24 protein-coding genes and 1 other RNA gene are annotated in these 26,122 nt (G+C 54.2%); 10 read left to right on the top strand and 15 right to left on the bottom strand.

Going from position 1 to position 26,122, the window contains the following annotated elements; genetic code table 11:
- Positions 1-4: 4 nt before the first annotated feature.
- Entirely contained in the window at positions 5-1,495 is a 1,491-nt protein-coding gene (gene sufB / locus L463_RS09385; RefSeq protein ID WP_023296365.1) for a Fe-S cluster assembly protein SufB, read from the bottom strand.
- A gap of 8 nt (positions 1,496-1,503) precedes the next feature.
- Positions 1,504-1,872 carry a Fe-S cluster assembly scaffold SufA gene (gene sufA / locus L463_RS09390; protein WP_003857741.1) on the bottom strand — a complete coding sequence of 123 codons (369 nt, stop codon included), beginning with the start codon at positions 1,870-1,872 and terminating at the stop codon, positions 1,504-1,506.
- A gap of 496 nt (positions 1,873-2,368) precedes the next feature.
- On the opposite strand from sufA, the gene L463_RS09395 reads away from it, so the two are divergent.
- Positions 2,369-2,728 carry a hypothetical protein gene (locus L463_RS09395; RefSeq protein ID WP_017693570.1) on the top strand — a complete coding sequence of 120 codons (360 nt, stop codon included), beginning with the start codon at positions 2,369-2,371 and terminating at the stop codon, positions 2,726-2,728.
- Position 2,729: 1 nt separating this feature from the next.
- Positions 2,730-3,182, top strand: a complete 453-nt coding sequence (locus L463_RS09400) for a DUF3828 domain-containing protein (RefSeq protein ID WP_017384630.1) — start codon at positions 2,730-2,732, stop codon at positions 3,180-3,182.
- A 109-nt stretch (positions 3,183-3,291) separates the two neighbouring features.
- On the opposite strand, the gene L463_RS09405 is transcribed toward L463_RS09400, so the two are convergent.
- Both L463_RS09405 and L463_RS09410 read right to left on the bottom strand, forming a co-directional pair.
- A complete protein-coding gene (locus L463_RS09405; RefSeq protein ID WP_032103714.1) occupies positions 3,292-4,020 on the bottom strand; it encodes a MerR family transcriptional regulator in 729 nt (242 codons plus the stop codon).
- Between the two features lie 188 nt (positions 4,021-4,208).
- Positions 4,209-5,429, bottom strand: a complete 1,221-nt coding sequence (locus L463_RS09410) for a diguanylate phosphodiesterase (protein WP_015570710.1) — start codon at positions 5,427-5,429, stop codon at positions 4,209-4,211.
- Between the two features lie 339 nt (positions 5,430-5,768).
- On the opposite strand from L463_RS09410, the gene ycgZ reads away from it, so the two are divergent.
- From ycgZ to fdhF, 4 genes are all read left to right on the top strand, one after another.
- Positions 5,769-6,008, top strand: coding sequence for a regulatory protein YcgZ (gene ycgZ, locus L463_RS09415; protein WP_017384632.1), 240 nt, complete (start codon positions 5,769-5,771; stop codon positions 6,006-6,008).
- Positions 6,009-6,012: 4 nt separating this feature from the next.
- Positions 6,013-6,333 carry a hypothetical protein gene (locus L463_RS23610; protein ID WP_032648090.1) on the top strand — a complete coding sequence of 107 codons (321 nt, stop codon included), beginning with the start codon at positions 6,013-6,015 and terminating at the stop codon, positions 6,331-6,333.
- Between the two features lie 29 nt (positions 6,334-6,362).
- The gene (locus L463_RS09420) at positions 6,363-6,641 is read left to right on the top strand and encodes a biofilm/acid-resistance regulator YmgB/AriR (protein WP_003857748.1); all 279 of its coding nucleotides are present in this window, start codon (positions 6,363-6,365) and stop codon (positions 6,639-6,641) included.
- 188 nt (positions 6,642-6,829) lie between these two features.
- Positions 6,830-8,980, top strand: coding sequence for a formate dehydrogenase subunit alpha (gene fdhF, locus L463_RS09425; RefSeq protein WP_023296363.1), 2,151 nt, complete (start codon positions 6,830-6,832; stop codon positions 8,978-8,980).
- Positions 8,981-9,029: 49 nt separating this feature from the next.
- Here fdhF and L463_RS09430 read toward each other — a convergent pair whose 3' ends face one another.
- The 6 genes from L463_RS09430 to L463_RS09455 are packed head-to-tail and all read right to left on the bottom strand — an operon-like array spanning position 9,030 to position 15,033.
- Positions 9,030-9,683 (bottom strand): helix-turn-helix transcriptional regulator, encoded by a 654-nt coding sequence (locus tag L463_RS09430; protein ID WP_032103715.1) that lies wholly within the window; start codon positions 9,681-9,683, stop codon positions 9,030-9,032.
- Between the two features lie 41 nt (positions 9,684-9,724).
- The gene (locus L463_RS09435; protein WP_032103716.1) at positions 9,725-10,237 is read right to left on the bottom strand and encodes a fimbrial protein; all 513 of its coding nucleotides are present in this window, start codon (positions 10,235-10,237) and stop codon (positions 9,725-9,727) included.
- An 11-nt stretch (positions 10,238-10,248) separates the two neighbouring features.
- Positions 10,249-11,196: a fimbrial protein gene (locus L463_RS09440; RefSeq protein WP_032673189.1), complete on the bottom strand. Its 948-nt coding sequence runs from the start codon at positions 11,194-11,196 to the stop codon at positions 10,249-10,251.
- A gap of 1 nt (position 11,197) precedes the next feature.
- Positions 11,198-13,741 (bottom strand): fimbria/pilus outer membrane usher protein, encoded by a 2,544-nt coding sequence (locus tag L463_RS09445; RefSeq protein ID WP_032103718.1) that lies wholly within the window; start codon positions 13,739-13,741, stop codon positions 11,198-11,200.
- A gap of 27 nt (positions 13,742-13,768) precedes the next feature.
- The gene (locus tag L463_RS09450) at positions 13,769-14,446 is read right to left on the bottom strand and encodes a fimbrial biogenesis chaperone (protein WP_032103719.1); all 678 of its coding nucleotides are present in this window, start codon (positions 14,444-14,446) and stop codon (positions 13,769-13,771) included.
- 56 nt (positions 14,447-14,502) lie between these two features.
- The gene (locus L463_RS09455) at positions 14,503-15,033 is read right to left on the bottom strand and encodes a fimbrial protein (protein WP_015570717.1); all 531 of its coding nucleotides are present in this window, start codon (positions 15,031-15,033) and stop codon (positions 14,503-14,505) included.
- 354 nt (positions 15,034-15,387) lie between these two features.
- On the opposite strand from L463_RS09455, the gene L463_RS09460 reads away from it, so the two are divergent.
- Both L463_RS09460 and L463_RS09465 read left to right on the top strand, forming a co-directional pair.
- Entirely contained in the window at positions 15,388-16,047 is a 660-nt protein-coding gene (locus L463_RS09460; protein ID WP_015570718.1) for a winged helix-turn-helix transcriptional regulator, read from the top strand.
- A 77-nt stretch (positions 16,048-16,124) separates the two neighbouring features.
- Complete coding sequence (locus L463_RS09465; RefSeq protein ID WP_017693577.1) at positions 16,125-16,754, top strand: helix-turn-helix domain-containing protein; 630 nt, start codon at positions 16,125-16,127, stop codon at positions 16,752-16,754.
- 46 nt (positions 16,755-16,800) lie between these two features.
- On the opposite strand, the gene L463_RS09470 is transcribed toward L463_RS09465, so the two are convergent.
- The 3 genes from L463_RS09470 to L463_RS09480 form a co-directional block, all read right to left on the bottom strand.
- Complete coding sequence (locus L463_RS09470; RefSeq protein ID WP_003857766.1) at positions 16,801-16,995, bottom strand: YdiH family protein; 195 nt, start codon at positions 16,993-16,995, stop codon at positions 16,801-16,803.
- Positions 16,996-17,080: 85 nt separating this feature from the next.
- Positions 17,081-17,491, bottom strand: a complete 411-nt coding sequence (gene menI / locus L463_RS09475; protein ID WP_023296356.1) for a 1,4-dihydroxy-2-naphthoyl-CoA hydrolase — start codon at positions 17,489-17,491, stop codon at positions 17,081-17,083.
- A complete protein-coding gene (locus tag L463_RS09480) occupies positions 17,488-20,544 on the bottom strand; it encodes a D-2-hydroxyglutarate dehydrogenase YdiJ (RefSeq protein ID WP_032103720.1) in 3,057 nt (1,018 codons plus the stop codon). Before L463_RS09480 ends, menI begins: the two co-directional genes overlap by 4 nt.
- Positions 20,545-20,743: 199 nt before the next feature.
- Between L463_RS09480 and ydiK the strand changes: the two genes are divergently transcribed.
- Together ydiK and rprA are read left to right on the top strand one after the other, a co-directional pair.
- Complete coding sequence (gene ydiK, locus L463_RS09485) at positions 20,744-21,859, top strand: AI-2E family transporter YdiK (protein ID WP_015570721.1); 1,116 nt, start codon at positions 20,744-20,746, stop codon at positions 21,857-21,859.
- A gap of 208 nt (positions 21,860-22,067) precedes the next feature.
- An RNA gene (rprA, locus tag L463_RS23605) (antisense sRNA RprA) lies at positions 22,068-22,175 on the top strand.
- A gap of 5 nt (positions 22,176-22,180) precedes the next feature.
- Here rprA and L463_RS09490 read toward each other — a convergent pair.
- Positions 22,181-24,556, bottom strand: a complete 2,376-nt coding sequence (locus L463_RS09490; RefSeq protein ID WP_032103721.1) for a glycoside hydrolase family 3 N-terminal domain-containing protein — start codon at positions 24,554-24,556, stop codon at positions 22,181-22,183.
- Between the two features lie 3 nt (positions 24,557-24,559).
- On the bottom strand, positions 24,560-25,960 hold the full coding sequence (locus L463_RS09495) for an MFS transporter (protein WP_032103722.1): 1,401 nt from the start codon (positions 25,958-25,960) through the stop codon (positions 24,560-24,562).
- Positions 25,961-26,122 lie beyond the last annotated feature (162 nt).

Raw genomic sequence — 26,122 nt, 5'->3', positions numbered from 1 at the left:
TTCCTTAACCGACGCTGTGTTCAAGACTAATGGCGAGGAGTTTCTGGGCTTCAACGGCAAATTCCAGCGGCAGTTCAGAGAACACGTCCTTACAGAAGCCGTTAACGATCATTGAAATCGCATCTTCTTCACTGATCCCGCGTTGCAGGCAGTAGAAAAGCTGATCTTCACCAATGCGTGACGTAGTTGCCTCATGCTCAAGCTGGGCGCTGTTATTGCGGCATTCGACATACGGGAAGGTATGCGCCCCGCAGTCCGCGCCAATCAGCATGGAGTCACACTGGGTGAAGTTACGCGCGTTGGTTGCCGTCGGCATGATTTTCACCAGCCCGCGATAGCTGTTCTGGCTGTGACCGGCAGAGATCCCTTTGGAGATGATGGTCGATTTGGTGTTTTTACCGATGTGGATCATCTTGGTGCCGGTATCGGCCTGCTGATGACCGCTGGTCAGCGCCACGGAGTAAAACTCACCGATGGAGTTGTCGCCGCGCAGAATACAGCTCGGGTATTTCCAGGTAATGGCGGAGCCGGTTTCTGACTGCGTCCAGGACATTTTGCTGTTTTCGCCTTCGCACAGCGCGCGTTTGGTGACGAAGTTCAGAATACCACCGGTGTTGCCGTCGCCCGGGAACCAGTTCTGTACCGTAGAGTACTTCACTTCCGCATCTTTATGGATGATCACCTCTACCACCGCCGCGTGCAGCTGGTAGCTGTCGCGCACAGGAGCGGAGCACCCTTCGATGTAGCTTACGTAGCTGCCTTCATCGGCCACCAGGATGGTGCGTTCAAACTGGCCGGTTTTTTCCGCGTTGATGCGGAAATAGGTCGAGAGCTCCATCGGGCAGCGCACGCCTTTCGGCACGTAGATAAAAGTACCGTCTGACGCCACCGCCGCATTCAGTGCCGCGAAGAAGTTATCGTTACTCGGCACCACGGTACCAATATACTTTTTCACCAGCTCGGGGTGATCGTGAATGGCTTCACCAAAGGAACAGAAAATGATCCCCTGCTCCGCCAGTTTTTCACGGTAGGTGGTTGCCACCGAGACGGAGTCAAAAATGGCGTCTACCGCCACCTCTTTGCCTTCGCGCACGGGCACGCCGAGCTGATTAAACGCCTCTTCCACCTCTTTACTCAGGAAGCTGTTATCCGCGCCAGTTTGCTGAACCGCGCCGGGTTGCGAGGCACAGGTATCATCACAGCTGCCGCAGGAGGGCGCGGAGTAGTAGCTATAATCCTGATAGTTCAGCTTATCGTAATGCGCTTTCAGCCAGTGGGGTTCTTCCATCTCCAGCCACGCGCGGAATGCGCTCAGACGAAACTCCAGCATCCACTCCGGCTCGTTACGTTTCGCCGAAATGGCGCGCACGACCTCTTCGTTGATGCCTTTCGCCAGCTCATCGGTTTGCAGCTGCGTAAAGAAACCCTCTTTATAGTTGAGGTGTCCGCCGCTCCAGGTGTTTACATCACTCGTTGCTTCAGTATTACGAGACATAGTACCGCCTATACCCCAAAGCTTTCGCCGCAGCCGCATTCGTTCTGGGCTTTCGGGTTATGAAATTTGAATAACTGGTTTAAACCTTCCCGAACGTAGTCGACTTCGGTTCCATCGATAAACGGCATCGCCTGTAGCGCGACGTATAACTTTGCACCGTCGGTTTCAAAGACCAGATCGTCCTTTTCAGGTTCGGTTACGGTGTCCAGCACGTAGCCAAATCCCGCGCAGCCAGTCTGCTTAACGCCTAAGCGTACGCCGAGGATGTCGGGATTTTTTGCCACCAGCTCATGAATATGCGCCGCCGCCGCGGGCGTCAGCGTTAAGCCACGCCAGGCAAAATCGGCCGGATTGAAGGTTTCTGAATGCAGTTCCATAGGTCCACCTCATCTGATAAGCCACCAGGGCATAACACCATGTTAGTGATAACGATTATCACTTCAACCCCCTACGAGCAGGGGCTTTGGGCTAAACCGCCCTTTTTGGCTACTTTCATTAAGCATAGACCCTGTGACGGGATGCGGATGGGATGGTTAGATTTGTTCAATGCATTGATAAATAATGCATTTCATAAGAAAGGCGGTAAGGTGACGGGCAATGATAAAAATTGTATTGGAAATACCTATTTTTGAGATAGCTAAAGTACGCGCAGGCACCATATACATTTTTTACGTATGCCTCCCCCTTAAGACAGGTTCTTTTTAATCCTTTTTTGCCTTACCTGGGCGCGCATAAAGACGTTTGATGGATAAGTTAACCATTATTTATCAGTCTGATAGTGGTTAAATTCCGATCATGATTAATTACATAAACTCATCCCTTTTCGGCGTAATGTTTCCCTTGTTAACCATTTATTCAATAAGGGATTAAATTATGTGGAGTGCCCATAAAGCCGCAGTTCATGCTCGCCAGCATGCAGGTCAGTATAGCCAGAAAAGATGTGCAGAATTTGTTTCGAAATCCATTCGCGCCGGCGGTGCTAATCTACAGAACACACATTATGCTAAGGATATGAAAAGCAATTTAATTCTGGCGGGTTTCCACCAGGTTTACGGTGAGCCTGTTGAGGGCGATGTGGCGGTGATCCAGCCCACTGCGCACCACCCATATGGCCACGCTTGCATCTATGGTGGGAACGGCGTCTGGTACTCTGATTTTGTTCAGCGAACAATGTATCCGGGAAAGGAATACCGGGAATTAAAGCCAGCATATGCAATTTACAGGCATGACTGACATGAAAAAAATAATTCTGGCGATCCTGCTTCTGCCCACTCTCGCATCCGCTGCACAGAAGTTCCCCCCTGAGGTATCCGCTGCCCTTCAGTTTAATAAGTGGTACATCTCGCAAATTATTATCGGGAAAGAGCCCCTGAAAAACTATGAAGCGCTGAGGCCATATGTAACCCGCGAAACTATCAGCAAACTCAAAGCCATGGATAAGCTGGATCCAGATGAATATGACGTGCCTGACGTCGATATGTTCATCAAGGCTCAGGGATATGAAGATGACTGGGGCATCGTCAGTGCGCGGGCGCTAGATTACGATGCCGCCTGTATGCAGGTTTATATCTCATTCGGCAAAAAGCGGGATCACACCGTGATTGACTGCATGGTCAAGGAAGATGGCGTGTGGAAAGTTGAATCCGTGGCCAGTATGAATATTTCAGACAACCTGATGATGGAATAAACCGACGATATGACAGGGGTACTGATGCTATGCATCTTCGCGGATACCCCTGTCGTATCGCCAGAAGGCAAAATCCCGCACTGGCGGTTTACCGTTGGCCCCCTTAACATCAGTGATGGAACGAAACGGCGAAACCCTGTTCACGCCAGTGGTCGAGCTGCTCCTGTTGACGAGGCGTAGGCGCTTTACCGGTCCAGACGAAGATTTTTTGCCCGGGGAAGAGTTCAGGACGTGGAGAATCAATCGGCTCAGCCAGCACGTCGATATGCCAGCCTTTATAGGCAAGACGGGCCGCTTCCAGCCACAAATGCGTACGGTCGTCGCAATCCCACCCAATCAGCAGCGCATCCTTACCTGCTTTTTTTCGCGACTCACCCAGGCTTGCAACGGCAAACTCAATCAGGACACCGTCCAGCAGGCTCGCCATGTGACGCACCGTATTCTGGTCCTGGTTCATTCGCTGCCGCACAGGGGTGATGATGTTATCTATCAGAACATCCATCGCATGGTCACGGCGGAACTCGCCGATTTTGGCGCGCAGTTTTGCCGGACTGGCATAGCGCAGAACGGTTAACATCTCTTCCTGAAAAGATGCCCAGTTCCCCTGAGTCATTACTTCTGTATTTTCAAGAAGCGCTTTTACTTTACCGACCGAAACACCCGTTTTCATCAGGCGCTTGATCTCTTCGATACGCAGGATATCTTCATCGTCAAACTGACGATGACCCCCTTCGCTTCGCTGCGGCTTCAACAATCCATAACGTCGCTGCCAGGCACGCAGCGTAACGGGGTTGATACCGCATCGTTCGGCCACTTCGCCGATACTGTAATAGGCCATTAACTCCCTCACGCACATTACTTCCATACCTAACCAAACCAACCTTATCAGATTGTACAAATCATTTGTATAACTAACTCCTCGTTCTGAGACAAGTGAATGGCTCAATGAACCACTCACTCGTTAATGTATTGTTGTATAAATTTAGCCGTACGTACAGGTCACTTTTAAGAGTTACGTACAGGTTTTTATAAATCGTACTTTTTCTCGGGCCAGGCAATCGCCGGTATGCCCCCCAGGCGCGGGCTGGCGAAAAGGTGCCCCTGGAACTGAGAAATCCCGGCAGATTCCAGCCACATCCACTCTTCAGCCAGCTCTACGCCTACCGCACAGAACAGAATTTCCAGGGAGGCGCAGCATTTAATAATTGACTGAATGATCGCCTGACGCGGGCCGCTCTTGTGCACGTTGGCAATCAAATCACGGTTGATCTTGATTCTGTCCGGCTGAAACTGGGCCAGCAGTTGCAGACCGGCGAATCCCGCGCCAAAGTGATCGATGGCCACGCTGATCCCGGCGCTTTTAAGCTGTCTGACCGCGCTGGTGAACTCTTCGAAGCGCGAGATCGCCTCGCTCTCGGTGAACTCGACCACAATTTGCTCCGGCACAAAACCGTTCGCCTCAATTGCCGTCAGTAAAAAATCGACGGCGCCAGGAACATTGACCAGCGTCATCGGCAGCAGATTAATGGACAACGTTTGAGTCTGTAGGCCCAGTGCGCTGGCCATCGACAAAGCCACCTGTTTACTCTTCAGATCCGATTCGTACAGCGCCTCACGCGACAGGTTGGCAAAATAGCTTTCCGGGGACTCACCGGACGGCGTGCGGATCAGGGCTTCCCAGGAAACTACCTGCTGCATAAACGGATCGACGATAGGTTGAAATGCGAAACTACAGTCCGCGCCCTTTGCCACTACTGTCGGCTGGGAGGATAACGGCGTATTTTCGGTGACAAACTCCCAGGCGTCAGCCGGAGGCAGCTCAAAGTAGTTGGCTTTTTCAGTGGCCTCAACGAAGGTGCGGAAAAATTGCAGGGCGCGATCGTTATAGGTCAGCTGATAGCGCGTTGTGCCTTTATCGAGTACCTGTTGCAGCACTTCGTCGGTATCGTACTGACGAAGGTCAAAGAGCTCCATACCCACGTTGCCAAAACGTCTTGAAGGCCCGTGATCGCTTAACAATTCGACCACGTTGTGATGCCGTGGGTCACGGCAGATGAGCTCATAGATCTCCTTAACGTTATCAGCGGGCCCTTCAAGTAACTGAAAAAAGTGTGTGCCGTTAAACAGCAAAATCCCCGTCACATCGAACTGGCGATTTCTACAATTTGCAGCAGCGACCATGTCTTCCAGCGCTTTCACTGGAACGTCCTCGCAGATATGACTGCGGTAAATGATGGTTGTGAGCATGCTAATCCTGAAGATTGAGGGGGTGACCACGAAAACACGTGGGGAAAACTCTGTTATAGCACATTAATTGCCCAACAAATAATTTACATCTCAACGATTTACACGGCTTTTTTGCGTCATTTACGGGCTTGTACAACTCTGCGACGCCGCTTCGGATTGTACAATATATCTTGTGAATACCGCAGTAAATCGTATAAGAATAAGCAACTGATAAATAATGATTTTATAAAATATATTATAAAATGTTTAAAAAATTGTACATTTTAAATGTACAGATTTGAAAATTATGTATACCTTAAATGTAACGTTACTGATTACGAAAATTTACAGGAGCGAAACATGCAGCAGAACGGACACCTCGCAGACTCGGCAACAGCGATTGCGCAGTATTTCGAAAAAGCCGCGCTTCCAACCCAACAGGAAACATTGGGTCAGGTTGTTGTTGAAATCCTTAGCGACGGGCGAAATCTGAATCGCAAATCGCTCTGCACAAAACTGTTGAGTCGCCTTGAAAAGGCCAATGGCCCGGAAGAGGAACATCATTATCACATGCTTCTTGGCCTGCTCTTCGAACGTTAATGTCATGAACAGCAGTGATGCGGACAGACTAATCGACAAGCTTATTGGAGAAGCCGCTCTTTCACTTTTGAAGGAGCGCGGTCCGGTGACGACCGAGGGATTGGTTCAGCGTCTGCGTAACATGCAAGCATATGAAACGGATCCCCAGCGGCGGGAGACATTAGCGCGAGTTATAGCTGAAATCAGCTCTGGCACGGTCGCTTTTAAAGGTCGCAGAACCGCACAAGGACGAATACAGAGAGAGGGATCTCTCAAAAATAACCGAGACAATGTAGTGCCGTTATTTGGAAATGGAAAACCGTCCGATCCTAAAAAGATACATTGACTACAACTTTACAGCTACGGTGAGAACAAATGAGACAAAATATTCAGCTTCAACCCGAATACCACTCCGCCTTTTTAGATAGCGCGTTGTCGGAGTATTTCCGTCACGCAGGCGATCGCTTTGCTGAAGAGTCTGCCATTTTTTCGACTGCGGTTCGTTGTGTTCTTGCTTCCGAAGGTCATTTGACCAACAAAGCGATCATTCTCTGGCTAATCCAGACGCTGGAATCCACCGACGATGTCGTTAAGGCGGATGTGATCCGCAAGACGCTGGAAATTGTCGTCGGTTACACCATGGACGATCTTTAACGCCTCCCCCATCCCTACGGATAGCGTGTCATCGTCAATTCTGACGAACAGACTGACGATGACACACCCTCTCTCCTCTAACGCCCTGTTAATCAAGAACGCTGAATGTGGCATGGATCCTGCTTAGTCCGCTAAGGGACTGGGCTTTCCAGTAAACATTGCTTCATTTCTTAACAGGTCTGTTATTGATGAAAAAAATCGCCAGCGTCTGCCCCTACTGCGGTGCAGGCTGCAAACTAAACCTCGTCGTTAAAAATAACCGGATTATCCGTGCCGAAGCCGCTGATGGCGTAACCAATCAGGGCACGCTTTGCCTGAAAGGGTTCTACGGCTGGGACTTTCTTAACGACACACGGCTGCTTACCCCCCGTCTGACGCAGCCCATGATCCGCTACAGCAAAGGCGAGGCCTTTACCCCTGTTACCTGGGAAGAGGCCATTCGCTATACCGCTCACAGGCTTAAAAGCATCAAAGAACAGTATGGCCCTCGGTCCATTATGACTACGGGTTCCTCACGGGGAACGGGCAATGAGACCAACTATGTGATGCAAAAATTTGCCCGAGCGGTGCTGAATACTAACAACGTCGACTGCTGCGCCCGCGTCTGTCACGGTCCGTCCGTTGCCGGTTTACAGGAGACCCTCGGCAACGGCGCCATGAGCAATTCCATTAACGATATTGAAAACTCAAAATGCCTGCTGGTATTCGGCTATAACTGCGCCGACTCTCACCCCATCGTCGCCCGACGCGTGCTTAAAGCACGTGAAAATGGCGCTAAAATCATCGTCTGCGATCCGCGTCATATTGAAACGGCACGCATTGCCGATCTTCATCTTCAGCTAAAAAATGGCAGTAACATGGCGCTGGTCAATGCCTTTGGCTATGTCCTGCTGGAAGAGGAACTGTACGACAAAAACTACGTTGCCCGCTTTACCGAAGGGCTTGAGGCGTACCGGCTGACGGTAAAAGATTACGCACCCGAGCAGGTTGAACATCTGACGGGGATCCGCGCGCGGGATGTTCGTCAGGCAATGCGCATGTTCGCAGCGGCGCCTTCAGCAACGGTGATGTGGGGGATGGGCGTCACGCAGTTTGGTCAGGCGGTCGATGTGGTGAAAGGTCTCTCCAGCCTGGCGCTGCTGACCGGCAACCTGGGCCGCCCTGCCGTCGGCGTGGGTCCGGTTCGCGGGCAAAATAACGTTCAGGGTGCCTGCGATATGGGCGTTCTGCCCAATATGTTCCCCGGCTACCAGGACGTCACTGACCCGGCGGTCAGACTGAAATTTGCCGATGCGTGGAAAATCAATGTCAACCGGATGGACGATCGCGTCGGGACGCGTATCACCGAAGTGCCACATCTCGCGCTGGAAGGAAAGATCAAAGCGTATTACATCATGGGGGAAGATCCGCTTCAGACAGAAGCCGATCTGGGACTGGTCCGCCGCGGCTTTGAGGCGCTCGATTTTGTGGTGGTTCAGGACATCTTTATGACCAAAACGGCAGAGGTGGCTGACGTGCTGCTCCCTGCCACCTCATGGGGAGAGCACGCCGGCGTGTTCACCTGTGCCGATCGCGGCTTCCAGCGTTTCGGCAAAGCCATTGAGGCCAGCGGCAACGTGAAGCGCGACTGGGAGATCATCAGCCTGCTGGCCACGGAGATGGGTTATCCCATGCATTACGAGGATAACCAGCAGATCTGGGACGAAATGCGCGAGCTGTGCCCCCTCTTCTACGGCGTGACCTACGAAAAAATGGGCGAGATGGGTCATGTGCAGTGGCCCTGTCCCACCCTCGATCATCCCGGCACTCCCTACCTGTACAAGGATAATCAGTTCGACACCCCCACTGGCAAAGGCCAGTTATTTGCCGCCCCCTGGCGCGCCCCGGCGGAGATACCGGATGCGGATTACCCGCTGGTACTGTGCACGGTGCGCGAAGTGGGTCACTACTCCTGTCGCTCAATGACCGGGAACTGCGCGGCGCTGCAAAGCCTGGCCGACGAGCCGGGCCGGGTGCAGATCAACCCGGCCGACGCGGATGAACGGGGGATTGCCGAGGGCCAACTGGTCTGGGTACGTTCACGCCGGGGTAAAGTGATCACGCGCGCCAGCATCAGCGAGCGCATCAATGCGGGAGCAATCTATATGACCTACCAGTGGTGGATTGGCGCCTGTAATGAGCTGACGCAGGATAATCTCGACCCGATCTCCAGAACGCCGGAAACGAAGTATTGCGCCGTGCAGCTGGAGGCGATCGAGGACCAGCGCTGGGCGGAGGATTTTGCGGCTTCCGCATACCAGACCATGAAGACGCGGTTGATCGCTGCGGTTAATGTTTAAATGCATTGCCGGGTAGCTATCGCTGCCCGGCCCGCTATCCGCTGCCGTTTTAGGCTATTTGTTGTGCATAATTATTTTCCAGGTAATCGCGAAGCAGGTTCGGACGGCTCTTTTTCTCCATCAGCCTTCTCAACAGTACGATCAGCTCGTAATCGCTTCGCAGATTAAATTTCTGCATCATCATATATTTATGGGTAAAGACCGTTTTTTCGCTCATCTTCAACGCGTTCGCGGTCTGCACCACCGACAGCCCCCGGTAAAAATTGACCATAATACGAATCTGTTGCCGGGATAATCCTTTATGCTGGCAGTCGAAACAGGTCTTTTTATTCAACGTGTAACCTGGTAATTGCGTCCTGAACCACGCGATAAACAGAACGCCGCTAATACGATCAAGCGACGCCCGGCGCGGAAGAAAAATAATGTCCTGAAAGCAGGAAGGCAGCGCCGAAAAACGCAGCTCATCGTCGACGAGACCTATCACAATTCCTTTTTGCCGGGCCAGTAACTCCGGAAAACAGGTCAGCGTTTCCCCCTGACATAATGAAAGAACAATAATATCGGCCTGGCTGACGTTTTCATTGGTCAGCGCCAGGTGAAATGTGATGGAGCGATGAAAGTTATGCTTAAAAAAATCGTCGAAAAAGCTCTGTAGCCCAGCCTGAAAAAACAGATCCGTTTCCTGAATCAGAATATTTAACATAGTTCACACCAACGTCTTTAAAAAAGGCTTATCACCGGCATTTAGTTGTACTGCATCGTCATTACCACAACCGCGCTGATGCTTCCCGGCGTGGCGCCTCCCGGCATGGATTTTACCGAGGCCAGCATAGCCAATGTCGCGGTTCTGTCCGCGGCAATGGTCTGGGTCATACTGGTGCCTGTTCCTTTAAGCGCGCTGGTTTGGGCATCGCGCATGGCTATCGCCACATGCGTGGCCGAACCGCTGTTCATGAAATAGTCCGCTCCCGCCTCGGGATCGGGGCTGCCGGTGAAAGCGACGGTCACACTCTGCGTTCCCGTTGGGCACTGGGTAAACAGCAGACTGAAAGGCACCGGATCCGATGTTGAGCCCGGCGTCGCCATATTGGTTGCCTGAATATTGCCCAGGTTGACATCGAGGCTGTTACTGCCGCCATTAAATATGCACGGCGACGCAACGATATTTCCCGTCACACCGATGTTGACGCTATCAGCGGAGCATACCTTCCCGCTGAGTAAGGCAAGTAAAAGCAGTGTCCTGCATCTTATTTTCATCTTCTTACCTGCTACTGGTAGGTCAAATTAAGGGTGGCGGAGGCATTCGCTGAACCTGACTCCACTCGGGTTAACGTCTGGTAATATCGGGCCGTTAATGGCAACGTCTCTTGCCCCCCGGCAGACTGCCGCAAGAATAGTCGGCTGTTCATCACCAGCGGTGCACCGTTATAGATAAGCTGCACCCCCACCCCTTTCGCAGTGCCGGCATTTCCCTGCCCGGTTAAGGCCATCACGCTGGTATTGGCGCTGTCCGGGTTCAGTATTCCACTGAGCGAGACCGTAATATTGGTTCCGGCGGCGCAGGTCAGGCCCAGGTTTTGCGTGTTCTGTGCTCCCACTGGCGTGGTGCCCACCGTGGAGCCGAACGCCGAGGCGGGAATATCCCCTATCGGAAACGTCAGCTGGGCCGTATTCACCGTGCACGCCAGCGCATTGATGGTGCCGGAGGTGAGCTGCGTGGTCAGACCGTCACGGTAGAGGCCATCGCTTCCCTGAAGCGTCACGACACCGATCGTCCCGGGGGTTAATGCCCCCGATGAGACCGGCCCCGTCACCACCAGCTCAATCCTCCCGCCGTACCAGTCCACATAGGAGGTCTGCGCATTGTACGAGAACGTATTGCTCGGGTTTTCAAAATAGCCGTTGGAAGAAAAGCGTATCCCTATCCCGCTGACGTTCGTGTTGTAAACATGGTTGCCGTAGCTGCTCAACGTGGCGCCGTTGTAGCGCAGGCTGAATCCCAGCATCAGCGGATTAGTACACCCGGTAAGATAGGAGCCTGTGGCTGACGCCGCGCCAGAAAATACCACCGTGCCGACAGGCGCATCGCGCTGCACGTTGATCGTCCCCACGGACAGGGTGGAAAGCTGCGGGGTGATGGTGGTGCAGGTACCGGCACGAGCCATATTTGCCGCCGCGAGCAAACAGAGCAGCAGCATCGCGTTAAGACATTTCATGTTAGCGTTCCTGACGGCAGGTGGCGTGCATATCAGCGATCCCACCGTACGTTGAGTGATTCGGCAGCGTGAAATCAGCGCGGCATTGCTGACTGGATTGACTTCCCCATGTAGCGACTAACGTTCCCTGCTCGCGCATCCCGGTTAAATAGACCTGACCGCGATCGCCGACAATAAAACTGCCGCTGTCATCACCCACAAGGGTGACCACCGCCCCAAACGGAACGGCGCGGTCGCTGTCGGTCAAGGTCATCAGCACCCGGCGTCCTGACTTCGGCAGATAATCGGCTCTCACCACCGCTCCCCGCGTCGGCGTCACCGTGCGGGTGTTGATCTCCAGCTCGACATCGTCCGGCATCGTTTCCGGGTCGAGGGTGAGATCGTTTTTCCGGTAGACAGAAAGGTTGCTCACGACCGTATATCCGCGAAAATCTGTCCGTACACCGGGCTGATTGCGGATATCCACGTCGTGGGCGCCGGGGGCTTTGATTAAGACGCTGGTCTCCCCCAGCGGCTGGGAAAGCGTGATGCCATCAGCATGGGCGAGAATGCCGCCTTGCAGCCCGTAATTCAGGCGTTCACTGTTTTTGTCATAACCATAACCTGCCGTGACTTCGCCATAGGCGCCTTTGTAGTCCGCGTTAACATTGCCGGTATAGCCCACGCCCTCTGTTCCGTATCCCTGCTGTACGTTCCAGTTCAGGGCACGGTTCTCGAGCGCTACCCCGTTCAGGCCGACGTTATGCGTCGTCCCGTTATTCCCGCTGGCGTTCATGCCATAGTTAGCCCATGTCTGCGGCAAAAATTTATCCAGCGGAATGCTGACGTTGAACGCCAGAAGCTGGTCATGGTCAGCGTTTTTTTGGCTGTCGCGGGTTTCTGACGCTGAGCGGACATTTTTGCTGTAAGTCCATGTCAGGCCATAGCTGATGTTATGCCAGTAGTTGCTATAGCCGACGCTCCACGAAGCCATCGACTTACCGTCATTCCAGTAATCTTCCCGCGCCGCACTGAGGGTAAGCGCGCCCAGGTTGTCCCCCAGCGTCTGGCTCATCGTCAGCTCGGCACGGTTACGTCGCCTGTCATGAAGCGCGCTGCTGTCGCCGTAAGAATCGAGGACGTCCTGCATCCCGTAATAGCCGCGGGTCGAGTAGCGATACCCGGCAATCGAAAAGTTGGTCCCGGTATTGATAAAATTCTTGCTGTATCGGGCCCGCCACGACTGACCGTTTGTTTTCGCGGCATGCTCCGGCGTTGACCAGCCCTGAGTGACGTCTGCGGATACAGCCCCGAGATCGCCCATATTCTTGCCCACCCCCAGAGCCGCCGACTGGTACTTATCTGCCCCCTGGACGCCGCCATAGAGCGTAATACCGTGAGGGAGGCCGTAAATTCCGGTCAATTGCCCGAAGGGGGTTTTCTCCACGCTACGGTTATACGAGCGATACTGCCCGGCGGTAAGGGCATATTTCAGGCGCCCCTCCCGTTGCAGGACCGGCAGCGAAGCGTACGGCAGGGTGAAATGTTGCTCACTACCATCAGCTTCGACGATCGTGACATCAAGATCGCCCGCGCCGCCGGTGGGATACATATCCGCGATCTCAAACGCGCCCGGCGCCACATAGCTTTGGTAGATTTGATAGCCATTCTGACGCACCACGACCTGCGCGTTAGTTCGCGCAATACCGCGCACCACCGGCGCATAGCCTTTCAGGGAATCCGGCAGCATATCGTCGTCGGACGCCAGCTGGACGCCGCGAAACGGCATGCTGTCAAAGACATCGGCAGGCGCGGAACTGTCTCCGAGCGTAAGCTGGGCTTGCAGGGGAATAATCGCGCGCTGCATCAAGGTATAGACGTTGTCCCACTTATCCTGGCCGGACGCATCGCGGGACCAGGTGGTGTAGTTGCGTAACCGCCAGGGACCGACGTTGATCCCCGGCCGCAGGTTTGCATACTGGCTGTCGCTGCGGGTGCCTGCCCCGCTTCTTGCCCGGCTGTTTGCCCCGCTCAGGCTGTAGTTGAGCATGGCCGCGGTAATGCCTTCATCCCACATATCCGGCGGAACGTAACCTCTCGCTGGCAGGTCTATAGCCGCCTGTGGAATGCTAATGGCCAGACGCTGGGCGCCAAACTGAAAATCCGCGCTGGCCTGTGGGATCGCCCTGAGATCGGCGCATTCACCTTCCCCGGCGGCAAGCTGCGGGAAAAGCGCCGTTTTCACGCCCCACGCTTTTAACTGCCCGATACTCAGGCAAGGCTGCAACGTTTCACTGCCGTTAGCATCCTTCACTGCCATAAAACGAATATCCCGCGTTTCCAGCAGCCGATCGTCAAGAATAATATCAACGTGGTATATCCCGGGCGCCTGCGAGCCGGATTCAAAGGCAGATAAATCCGCTTTTCCCATTCCGGGATTATCCAGCTCTACCAGTTCCGTATTAAACGTCTCACTGGCATACAGTGTGGGAGAGACACCAGCAAGCGCGAGGGCAATAAATATTGCCAGGCGCGCAGGCTGCATTGTATTCAATGCCGTTGTCATGACGAACACCTGATTAACGCGTAAGGATCACAAACTGGCCCGGTGTAATTCGCCAGGGCTGCCATAATCGTTAATGACTTTAAACGTCAGCGTATTGCCACTGGTTCCGTTCGGTAACGGAAAACGGGCTGCGCCTGAAGGCATCACGTACGTGACATCGTCAAGTTTCTTATTACCCAACGTAATTTCATTGAAATTGATAACGTACGGCGTAGGGTTATTAACCTGAAGGGTATTTCCCGCACGACGCCAGGTTAATTTATTGGCTTGCTCCTCGGGGGTAGACGCACGAAGAGTCTCTGGTCGATAAATTAATTTGATGCGCGTTTTGACGGCAATTTGCAGCGAGTTCATCTGCTTTGAGGCTGAAGGAATAGCTTTAATGTTCAGCCAGAATAAACTCTCCTGCCCCTGAGGCAGTGAGCCGGTCATGACAATACGCTCAAGGTTTTTTTGCCCGCCGTCCAGCCGATACAGTGGTGGCGTAATAATAAAAGGCGCTTTACCCGATTGTTCATCCTGAACATCTATCCACGACTGGATTAAATAAGGAACATTATCAGGATTAGTAATACCTATTGACGCCTCTTTTTTAGTCCCATCAAAAATAATACGGGTGCCGCCAATAATTACTCCTGCACTGACGGATGTTAACGTCAGCGGTAACAGCGCCATAGCCAGGCCCATTGTCGTGATAAAATGCATTTTAATACCTCATAAAACAAGGGGCCGGGCGGCCCCCTGCTGATTACTGCAATGACTTAGTTGTATACCACTGAGAAGTTTGCGACCGAGTTAGCCGGGCCCGCGGTCACGGATGCCGCGGTGGAGATATACTGCGCGTAGAAGTTCAGTGTATTATCAGCCGTACTGCTGAGCGGGTAAATATAGCTGTTGCTGCCGTGCAGCGGCAGATCGGCTTTATCTGCCGTCATCAGGTTAATCGCCACCCCGGTGGCCGCCCCCGCCACGGACGTATCAATCGCCAGCAGGCTGGCGTTGGTTAAATCCGGCGTGCCGTCAAAACGGACTTTTGCATTGGTGACCGTTACCGGACAGTTTTTCAAAATAATATTGAATTGCGTCGCAGCCGTTCTCGCCCCGGTTGTCGGGAATTCCGTTTTATAATAATCGCCTAATACCACCACCTGATTCTGGGATGCCACATCAACGTCGCAGGCAGAATCCAGAATATTCCCGTTAAAATTAACGGTACCGGCCGCTGCGAATGCATTGGTCATGGTGAGTACAGAACCTGCCGCTAACATTGCCATCATCAATTTTGTATTCATAATTTTATATCCCGTATTACTTTATTTATTACCGACATTCAGTTGCAGAAACAAAAGACTTTCCGACGAGTCAAAATTTATACAACTCTTTTTCCGCATACAATCAATTTTGAGGTCTAGCTGTAGACCCTCTTTTAACAATTACAAAACATATTCACTCGGAAACACCTTAAGAATAATGGCCAAAGTCTACTTTTAGACCTGAATAAAAAAGATTTCAATTTCAATTAATTAAGACTCAAAAAAAAGCGAGTCTATAATTAGACTCGCCGCAAACATTCCCTGATCTGCTGGTTTTTAAGATAATTCTTTATGCCGATCAAAAAATGATCGCATCAGTCAGTGAGGTTTCACATGAATACCCGTTTCGCGCCTGAGTCAGATATTGATAAGTCAACAGTGCTCGGCGCTAAGCCTTTTAAGCACATTGAAAAAATAATCGATAATGTTTTGCCGCATGCGGAGAGAAGCATTATTGCCAGAGGAGAAATTATCCATTATTGCTCCGGCGATACCCGTCAATGCTTTTTACTGTTGCATGGCAGCGTGGCGTTACACCGTCGCGGGGACGGTATCGTCTTAAATTCTGAATCCGCGCCATTTATACTCGGCGTGAGCAGCCAGTTATCGTCTGAACACCTGTACGTCAGAGCGCTGGAAACTTCAGAGGTGGCCAGCGTTTCGCTGGCGTGTTTCAATCATGTTGTCGCACAACAGAATTTATGGGAGCACTTCTCAAACCTGCTGATCTATACCGCATCGCGCGTCTACGAACATTGTGCCCAGATATCGCAAATGTCGGCTTATGACATTATCCGCTTTCAACTGGTTGAGTTAATGCAGGAGCCGGAAGCCATAAGACAAAACATTACTGCCGCAGCCTATATCAAAAGCCGCACCTATCTTTCACGCAGCGGCATTATGCGGATCCTCGCGGAGTTGCGGACGGGGAAATACATCACCATGGAGCGTGGCGTACTAGTTGAGATCCATCACTTACCCCGTAAGTACTGAGGCTGTATTTATCTCTGGAGAAGGTGGAAAAGAAGAGCGACACTATAGAGAGTACAGTCTCTTTCCAGGTTAACGCTATGTCTTCTGACAAACCATCGCATCGCGGCTCTCCCTATGCTCAGGAACTGATTTCTCATTTACAGCCGCACTGCGCCACGCATAAAACCGATCCCGGCGAGCAACTTGATCTCCAGGTTGACGGGCAGAGCATGTGTTATTTAATTCTTGATGGCACGGTCGCCATATACAGAAGAAGCGACGACATGATGCTTTCAACGGCGCGCAGTCCCGCCCTGTTTGGCCTCGCTAACCTGACGGACATTTATTTTAATGACTACCTCCGAACGGTAACGCCTTGCCTGATTGGTGTGCTCACGACCGATCGGGTGGCTGAAATTATCAAAGAGAAGGCGCTGTGGGGGCTGCTTTCTAATCATCTGATGTTTGTCTATAACCGCCTCTATCACAACGTCATGCCGAAAGGCGCGCCAACCGCGTACGAGATGATTCGCCAGCAGCTCGTGCTGCTGATGCAGGAAGATGACAGCTACCGACGCAGCGTGACGGCGGAAAGGTATATCAGGGATAAAACCCATCTTTCCCGCAGTGGCGTAATGCGGATCCTGGCTGATCTGAAAACGGGTGGGTTCATCGAAATGGAAGAAGGCCGGCTGATTAAAATTAACAAACTGCCTGCCAGATACTGAATGTCAGACACAAAAAAGGCCGCGCTTGCGGCCTTTTCTTCACTGCTTAATGGACGTGAACGCCCAACCGCCAGGCAAAGTAGATCTCTTCTTTCAGTTCGTTTGAAGAGAGCGCCAGCAAATCCGTAAATTCCAGCTCAAGCTGTTTCAGCTTTTTCAGGTACTGCGCGGGAGAGAGATTGCTTTTATCGCGACGTAAATATTCAATTGCCAGCTGTGTTGGGGTTATTTCAGTATCCATGATGTCCTCGCTTATGTTCAAAACGTGACCAGTATATCACAATCAGGCGGCTAATTTTTGACCAAAAACAAGACATCCGGAAACTTTACACAACGGCCGTCGTCAGCCTGGATGAACAACACAGGCGATCCTGCTCGTCCAGAATATCAATCTGCCACACCTGATGACGGCTTCCGGCATGCAGCGCCCGGCAGACGCCGCGCACGCGCCCGCTGCGAACGGAGCGGATGTGGTTGGCATTGACCTCCAGACCCACCACCTTCTGCTCTCCTTCCGTACACAGGTAGCCCGCCACCGACCCCAGCGTTTCGGCCAGCACGACGGACGCGCCGCCGTGCAACAGGCCAAACGGTTGATGAGTACGGTTGTCTACCGGCATCGTCGCTTCCAGTTCGTTGTCGCCAATGCGCGTGAACTGGATATCCAGCAAACCGACCATGTTCTCCGCGCCCATGGCATTTAAGGCCTCCAGCGTGACCGCACGTTTCCAGATCATCCGATAATCTCCAGTAAAGCCTGCAATGGATGGCGGACGCCGTTACCTTCCACCCGTTTCACCTGGCTGCGGCAGGAGTAGCCCGTCGCCAGACAGCGGTTGCGTGGCAGGCGCTGCATCGCCTGATGCCACGACAGCTCGTAAATGCCGAGCGAATTAGCGTGGTTTTTGACTTCATGGCCGTAGGTTCCGGCCATACCGCAGCAGCCCACGTTAACGCTTTCCAGCTTCGCGCCAAACCGGGCAAAGATAGAAGCCCACTGGGCAGGCGCCGTCGGCAGCGCCGTCACTTCGGTGCAGTGCCCAAACAGATACCAGGCTTCTCCACTCACCTCCTGAGTGGGCGTTTGCGTCAGCACCGCAGGCAGCCACTCGTGCACCAGTAAGACCTGAAAATCACCGCGCTTATCGCCGAGCGTCTGCTTATATTCATCCCGGTAACAGAGCACCAGCGCAGGATCGACGCCCACCATCGGCATACCGAGCTGCGCCACGCGATTCAGAAAATCTGAAGTTTTCTGCGCGGTTTTCGCAAAGCGGGTGAGGAAACCTTTTATGTGCTGCGCCTTGCCGTTCGGCGAGAACGGCAGCACCACCGGCTGGTAGCCGATTTTCTCGGCCAGTCGGACAAAATCGGCCACCACCTGCGCATCGTAATAGCTGGTAAACGGATCCTGCACCACCAGCACCACCTTCGCTTTCTGCTCAGGGCTTAATGCTTCCAGTTGTTCCAGGGTCATGTTCGCCGAGCGGTGCCCCACCAGCCGACGCTGGAGCGATGGCACCGACAGCAGCGGCAGATCCACCATGCCGATATGTTTTTCTGACAGTTTGCGCACCAGCGGCTGGTTGATAAAGAAGTTAAAGGTTTTTGGCGCACGGGCCATCAGCGGCGCGTAACTCTCCACCGTCGCCACCAGATGATCGCGCATCGGGCGCAGATAACGCGTGTGGTACAGCTGGAGGAAGCGGGAACGGAATTCCGGTACGTCAATTTTAATCGGGCACTGGGTTGAACACGCCTTGCACGCCAGGCAGCCGGACATCGCCTCTTTCACCTCATGCGAGAAATCGTATTCACCTTTGTTCGCATGCCAGCTGTTGCGGGTGCGTTCGATAAGCCCGCGCAGGCTGGCGCGTTTTTCCGGCAGCTCCTGTTCCAGCTTGAGCGGGTCAACGCCGCGGTCGGCCAGCAGGCGCAGCCATTCGCGCACCAGCGTGGCACGCCCTTTCGGGGAATGAATGCGGTTGCTGGTGATTTTCATCGACGGACACATCGGGCTTTTCACATCGAAGTTGAAGCACAGCCCGTTGCCGTTGCACTCCATCGCGCCGCGCCAGGAAGCGCGTACCGCAATCGGAATTTGTCGGTCATAGGTGCCGCGCTTGACGGCGTCCACCTGCAACATCGGCGCATCGATGCCCTCCGGCGGGCAGATTTTTCCCGGGTTGAGGCGGTTATCGGGATCAAAAGCGGCTTTCACCTTACGCAGCTCGGCGTAAAGTTGTTCGCCAAAAAACGCCGGGCTGTACTCGGCGCGGAATCCTTTGCCGTGCTCGCCCCATAACAAGCCGCCGTATTTGGCCGTGAGGGCCACGACCTGGTCGGAGATCTCCTTCATCAGGATCTCCTGCTGCGGGTCGCACATGTCCAGCGCCGGGCGCACGTGCAGCACACCCGCGTCCACGTGCCCGAACATGCCATAGCTCAGACCATGGCTGTCGAGCAGCGCGCGAAACTCCACAATATAATCAGCAAGGTGCTCCGGCGGCACGCAGGTATCTTCCGCAAACGGAATAGGCTTCGCCGCCCCTTTCGCGTTGCCGAGCAGCCCCACCGCTTTTTTACGCATCGCGTAGATTCGCTCGATGCCGGAGAGATCGTTACACAGCTGCCAGCCAATGACGCCGCCTTCCCCCTGGGCAATCAGCTCGTCCAGACGCTGGCAGAGCGTGCTTACCTGGCTCTCAATCAGCTCTGCGTCATCCCCGGCGAACTCGACGATGTTCAGGCCGAGCATCTCTTTATCCGGCACGTCGGTAATCAGTTCGCTCACCGAATGCCAGACGATATCTTCCCGGGCCAGGTTCAGAACTTTTGAATCGACGGTTTCCACCGACAGCGCCCGCGCCTCCACCATAAACGGTGCATTACGCAGCGCGGAGTCAAAGGAGTTGTATTTGACATTCACCAGACGGCGCACCTTTGGCAACCGGGTGATATCCAGACGCGCTTCGGTGATGAAGGCCAGCGTCCCTTCTGACCCGGTCAGTACGCGGGTAAGATCGAACTGGCTCAGATCGTCATTAAAGACATGGCGCAGATCGTAGCCCGTCAGGAAGCGGTTAAGCTTCGGGAATTTGTTGAGGATCAGTTCGCGATTTTCGCGGCAGCGCTCCAGCACGGTACGATAAATCCGTCCGCTGGTGGTGCTCTCTTTTGCCAGCGTTTCGGCCAGCTCGATCGGCATCGGTTGGGTATCGAGGATATCGCCCCCCAGCAGCACCGCCCGCACACCCATAACGTGATCGGAGGTTTTGCCGTAGACCAGCGAGCCCTGCCCCGAGGCATCGGTGTTGATCATCCCGCCAATGGTCGCGCGGTTACTGGTGGAAAGCTCTGGCGCAAAAAAATAGCCGTAAGGTTTCAAAAACTGATTCAGCTGATCTTTGATCACCCCCGCTTCCACTCGCACCCACCCCTCTTCAGGGTTGATCTCAATGATGCGGTTCATATAGCGGGACATATCAATGATGATGCCCTGGTTCAGCGCCTGCCCGTTGGTACCCGTCCCGCCGCCGCGTGGGGTAAAGACCAGGGTGCTGAAACGCTCCTGCGACGCCAGACGGGCGATGAGCGCCACATCGGCGGTAGAGCGCGGGAAAACGACGGCATCGGGAAGAAGCTGGTAAATACTGTTATCGGTCGCCATCGTCAGCCTGTCGGCATAATCGGTGGCGGTGTCACCTGTAAAACCCTGTTGCTCCAGTGCCTGCAAAAAATTAAGCACCAGCTGAACGACGCCCGGTGCCTGAGAAATCTGTGGGATCATTGCTGTCGACCCTAATGAGAATAGTGTGAAATCGTTTGCGTTGTGTCTGGAAAGTTTTATCACATTTTTTTCTTATGTGCTTCGTAGAATTACGGGCAAAATCCGCCTGTCAAAAATCGCTGAAATCACTAATGATTAGAGAGATGCGGTTTATATTCCCATCAGCCTTGCTGGTGTTCATTTAAGGAAAGTTTCGTTTATGGTCAATCTTCGTCAGCCCAGGGATGTCGCGCAGATACTGCTGTCGGTGCTGTTCTTAGCCATTATGATTATTGCGTGTCTGTGGATTGTTCGTCCTTTCGTGCTCGGATTTGCCTGGGCCGCGACCGTCGTCGTCGCAACCTGGCCTTTACTCTTACGTTTGCAGAAACTGCTGTTTGGTCGCCGCGGCCTGGCCGTGCTGGTGATGACGCTGCTGTTGTTCCTGCTGTTTATTATTCCCATTGCACTGCTGGTTAACAGCCTGGTTGACAGTAGCGGCCCGGTTATTCGCGCGGTCACCAGCGGTGATATGACGCTGCCGGATCTCGCGTGGCTGAACAGTATTCCTGTTGTGGGCGCAAAACTGTACAGCGGCTGGCACAGCCTGCTGGAGATGGGCGGTAGCGCCCTGATGGCCAAAGTGCGTCCGTACATCGGCACAACCACCACCTGGTTTGTGGGGCAGGCTGCGCACATTGGTCGCTTCATGATGCACTGTACGTTGATGCTGGTCTTCAGCGCCCTGCTGTACTGGCGCGGCGAGCAGGTTGCGCTGGGGGTACGTCATTTCGCCACCCGACTGGCAGGTAAACGCGGCGATGCGGCCGTGCTGCTGGCAGCCCAGGCCGTCCGCGCGGTAGCGCTCGGCGTGGTGGTCACAGCGCTGGTGCAGGCTGTACTTGGCGGAATCGGGCTGGCAATTTCCGGCGTACCTTATGCCACCATTTTCACCGTCGTCATGCTGATGACCTGTCTGGCTCAGCTCGGTCCGCTGCTGGTGCTGGTTCCCTGCATTATCTGGCTTTACTGGACGGGGGACACGACCTGGGGCACGGTGCTACTGGTCTGGAGTTGCGTGGTGGGCACCATGGATAACGTGATCCGTCCCCTCCTCATCCGCATGGGCGCTGACCTGCCGCTGATTCTGATCCTGTCCGGGGTGATAGGGGGGTTAATTGCCTTCGGCATGATTGGCCTGTTCATCGGTCCGGTGCTGCTTGCGGTAACCTGGCGTCTCTTCTCCGCCTGGGTGCATGAAGTGCCGCCGCCGGGAACCGACCCTGACGTCATCTTAAGCGAACTTGAAGAACTGGAAGATAAGAACGCGCAGTAAGAACGTAGGCCGGGTGGCGCTAACGCTTACCCGGCTACACTCTCCACAGCAATACTTAAACGTTGCTAAACTATTTATTCTCTGCACACTGGTCAGACCCGCCTTTTTCTGCCTAAAACCGTCATTCTCTTCAAGAAATCTTTACCTGCCTTTAACTATTGAGACGAATCCGATCGACTCAAAATCCTGGCATGCCTACTATTAAGACACGGTTATAAATCAACACCTTGATTTATAAGCATGGAAATCCCCTGAGTGAAACAACGAATTGCTGTGTGTAGTCTTTGCCCATCTCCCACGATGGGCTTTTTTTTATCCTTTTTACGCCCGTGTAATGTCACAGCGGCTGAGCATGCGCCATTCCCCCGCCAGCTCCCGCGTCTCCCCGGTTACCAGCACGTTCACCACCTCGCGTATATCCGCCGAGGACGCGCCAACCTGTAGCTCAAATTCCCCTGGCTCGACAATCCGCTTCCCGTCCCGGCGGGTGAAATTAAACATCTCCACCGGCAGGGTAAAGGTCAGCGTGGCGGTTTCTCCCGGTGAAAGCGTAACGCGCTGGAACGCTTTCAGCTCCTGAAGCGGACGCACCTGCGTGGCGACCTTATCGCGTACGTACACCTGTACCACTTCGCTGCCGCTGCGCTCGCCGGTGTTGGTGATATCGACGCTTAACGCCACCTCTCCGTCGATCGGGACGCGGCTTTCCGCCAGGCGGGCCGCGCCCCAGCGAAACTGCGTCCAGCCGAGACCGTAACCGAACGGGTAAAGTGCGCCGAAATGGAACGCAAACGGCGTGCCGCCGCTTTTCAGCTTGTGGTTATAGTAGTACGGCATCGCCCCGGCGTTTTTCGGCACGCTCACTACCAGCCTGCCCTGCGGCTCCGCGCGGCCGGTTAAGACATCAGCAATCGCCCAGCCCCCTTCCTGCCCCGGCGCCCAGGCCATCATCAGCGCGGCCACCTTCTCTTCCAGCCCCTGAAGGTTATAAGGACGCCCACCCGTCATGACGACAATCACCGGCTTACCGGTTGCCACCAGCGCCTCCAGCAGCTGTTGCTGCACGCCCGGCAGATCCAGCGAATCGGTATCCGAACCTTCCCCCACGGTGCCGCTCTGGAATAGTCCGGCGAGGTCGCCCACGCAGGCCACCACCACGTCACTCTCTTTTGCCGCGCTCACGGCGTCGGGGATCAGATCCGTGCGTTGTGAAACCGGCGATTGCTGCATCGGCTTACCGCCGCTGTCGCCCGGGAACACCGGTGCGCCCGCCATCCGTTTTTCGATAATGTGGCACCCTTTGGCGTAACGTACCTGTGATGCGCCAAGGTACTGTTCCAGCGCCGCGCGCGGGGTAGTCACCTGCGAGGTCTCTTCAACCATATCGCTGATAATCAGGTGAACCGGGAAGCTGTAGCCGCTCAGTAACGCCAGTGGATCGTCCGCCGTCGGCCCCACTACCGCTACACGGGGTTTTCCGCCGAGGGGCAAAATGCCGTTATTTTCCAGCAGCGTGATCGATTTTGTTGCCACCTCGCGCGCCACCTGCCGGGTCGCCTCATTCTGCAAATCGATACCGTCTTCGTCGGCGTACGGTTTTTCAAACAGCCCGAGACGGAATTTTTCACTTAGCACGCGCGCCACAATCTCATCCACTTTCGCCATTGAGATGAGCCCACGCTCTACCGCTTCCGCCAGATGACGCGCGCAGTCATCCTTCGGCAATTCCACGTCCAGCCCGGCGTTAAACGCCAGCGCCGCCGATTGTGCTGGATCGTGAGAAATCCCGTGGTGCTGGTGCAGCAGGCTGACGCCGCCGTAATCCGCCACGATAATGCCGTCGAAGCCCCACTGTTCACGCAGCACGGTGGTGAGCAGAAAATGGTCGCTGTGCCCTGGCTGATTATCAATGTCGTGATAGGCTGGCATCACCGAACCGGCGTTGGCCAGCTTTACCGCCATCTCAAACGGCAGCAGGAAGGTATCGTTAAGCTCGCTGAAACCGAGATGGACCGGCGCATGATTGCGCGCCCCTTCGCTGAAGGAGTGGCCGACGTAATGTTTCAGGGTCGCCAGCAGATCGCGCTTATCGCCCTGCAACCCCTTCACGTACGCCGTCGCCATCACCCCTACCAGCCACGGATCTTCCCCAAAGGTCTCTTCCGTCCGTCCCCAGCGCACATCGCGCGAGACATCCAGCACCGGGGCCAGCCCCTGCTGGCACCCGACGGATCGGGCCTCTTTGCCAATCTGCTCCGCCGCGCGCTGCACCAGCGCCGGGTCCCAGGTAGAACCGTAGTTCAGCGACGACGGGAACAGCGTTGCATCTTTGCACAGCAGCCCTACCAGACACTCTTCATGAAACAGCGCCGGAATGCCGAGCCGGGTCTCCTCCATCATCATGCGTTGCAGGCGGTTAGCGGCACGCACGCCGTTTTTTGCATCTACAATGTGCGTGCCGAGCGGGCGGGTGATCTGCCCGACGCCGAGCTTCAGCCTTTCGCTGAGGGACGCCTGTTCACTCACGCCGGCGAATTCATCGCTCAGATCGCTGCGCTCGCGGTGGTTGCCGTGTTCATCGAGGATCAGCCAGTACGCGTGCATCTGGGCAAATTTCTCTTCCGGCGTCATACGCGCCAGTAAATCAGCGACACGCTCGTGTACGGAACGTCCCGCGTCCTTGTAGATCGCAGTCATGGTTTACTCCTGTAGTGCGGATTGGGTTGCCGGGCTGAGCTGCCCCGCATCGTTTCGACTATCGCGTTTGCTGGCCAGCTCGCGGGCGATGCTGTCCACCAGCCGGCTGTTAAGTTTGTAGATGGCAAGGAGCGCCACCATGCAGAGGAACAGCACGCAGGGGATCAGGGTGAACAGGGCATTGATGGTTGCAAGAACGTGAGGCGCCTGGTTTGCCTGACCGGGAGCGTAATCCACCATGCCAAGCACCCAACCGACCACCGCCCCACCCAGCGCCAGCCCAAACTTGATGGCAAACAGGGCGGTAGAAAAGACCAGCCCGTCCAGGCGGCGGCCGCTACGGTGTTCTTCGTAGTCCACCACATCGGAGAACATGGTCCATTGCAGCGGCGTGGTCAGGTTCTGAATAAAACTAAATACAATATTCAGACCGAATATCAGCCACACCTGCGAAGGCGGAATGAAGAAAATCAGCGCGCCAAAAATAACGAAAGAAATAATGGTCCACTGATAGGCACGCACCCGGTCAAATTTGCCCAGCAGGCGTTCAGATAATAATGCGCCGCTTAAGGAGGCCACCATGCCGGAAACAATAAAGGCAAAAACCAGTTCCGGACGTAACAGAACATAGTTAACGTAATACATGGTCGCAGAGCCACGCGTCACGACGGCGGTTAACAGTAAAATATTAAACAGAAAAACAATTCGCCACTGGCTATTGGCGGCCAGCAGTTTTAAATCCGTCAGCATCGAGCCGGAGGTGTCATTGCGCGGCGAGTAACGCTCCCGGGTCATAAAGAAGCAGCAGAAGAATAAAACAATACCCAGCAGCCCCATCAGGCTCATGGCATAGAAATAGCCTTTTTGCACATTCCCCTGGCCTAATAATGAGACCAGCGGCAGCGCGATGACCGTTACAATCAACCCGCCGATAAACGACAGGCCAAAGCGCCAGGATTGCAGCGAGTGGCGTTCGCGCGGGTCGAGCGTCAGCGCGCCAGGCATGGCACAGTAAGGGACGTTAATCGCGGAATAGATCAGACTCAGGATGGCATAGGTTACGCAGGCATAGACAATTTTTGCCATCGCCCCGGCATCCGGTACGTAGAAGGTAATCAGGCAGCTCACGCCAAACGGAATGGCAAACCAGAGCAGCCAGGGACGAAAACGACCGTGGCGGGTCTGAGTGCGGTCCACCAGCGCGCCAATGCACGGGTCGACAAACGCATCGACCACGCGCACCACTAAAAACATGGTGCCCATAATGGCCGCAGGCAAACCGAATACGTCCGTATAGAAATAAGCGAGAAATAACGTTGCCGTTTGCCAGACCAGCGCGCTGGCCATATCGCCGAGGCCATAACCTATTTTATCTTTGGTACGTAATACAGAGGAGATTGTCATTGTTATTTGCCTTTTTATCAGGTTAAAACGTATTTCAACCAGTCGCGCATCATCCCGACGGATGTACGCGGTAAGGCTCAAGTATTAGCAACGCCCTGCCCGCTAACAATTGTCTAAATTAACAGATAAATTATGATATTTGGTTTTTTGCTTTATTTGTGA

Source organism: Enterobacter sp. BIDMC 27 (assembly GCF_000534415.1).
Taxonomy (GTDB): domain Bacteria; phylum Pseudomonadota; class Gammaproteobacteria; order Enterobacterales; family Enterobacteriaceae; genus Enterobacter; species Enterobacter hormaechei_C.
The sequence above is the reverse complement of the archived record's forward strand: the minus strand, read 5'-3'. Positions and strand labels throughout refer to the sequence as shown.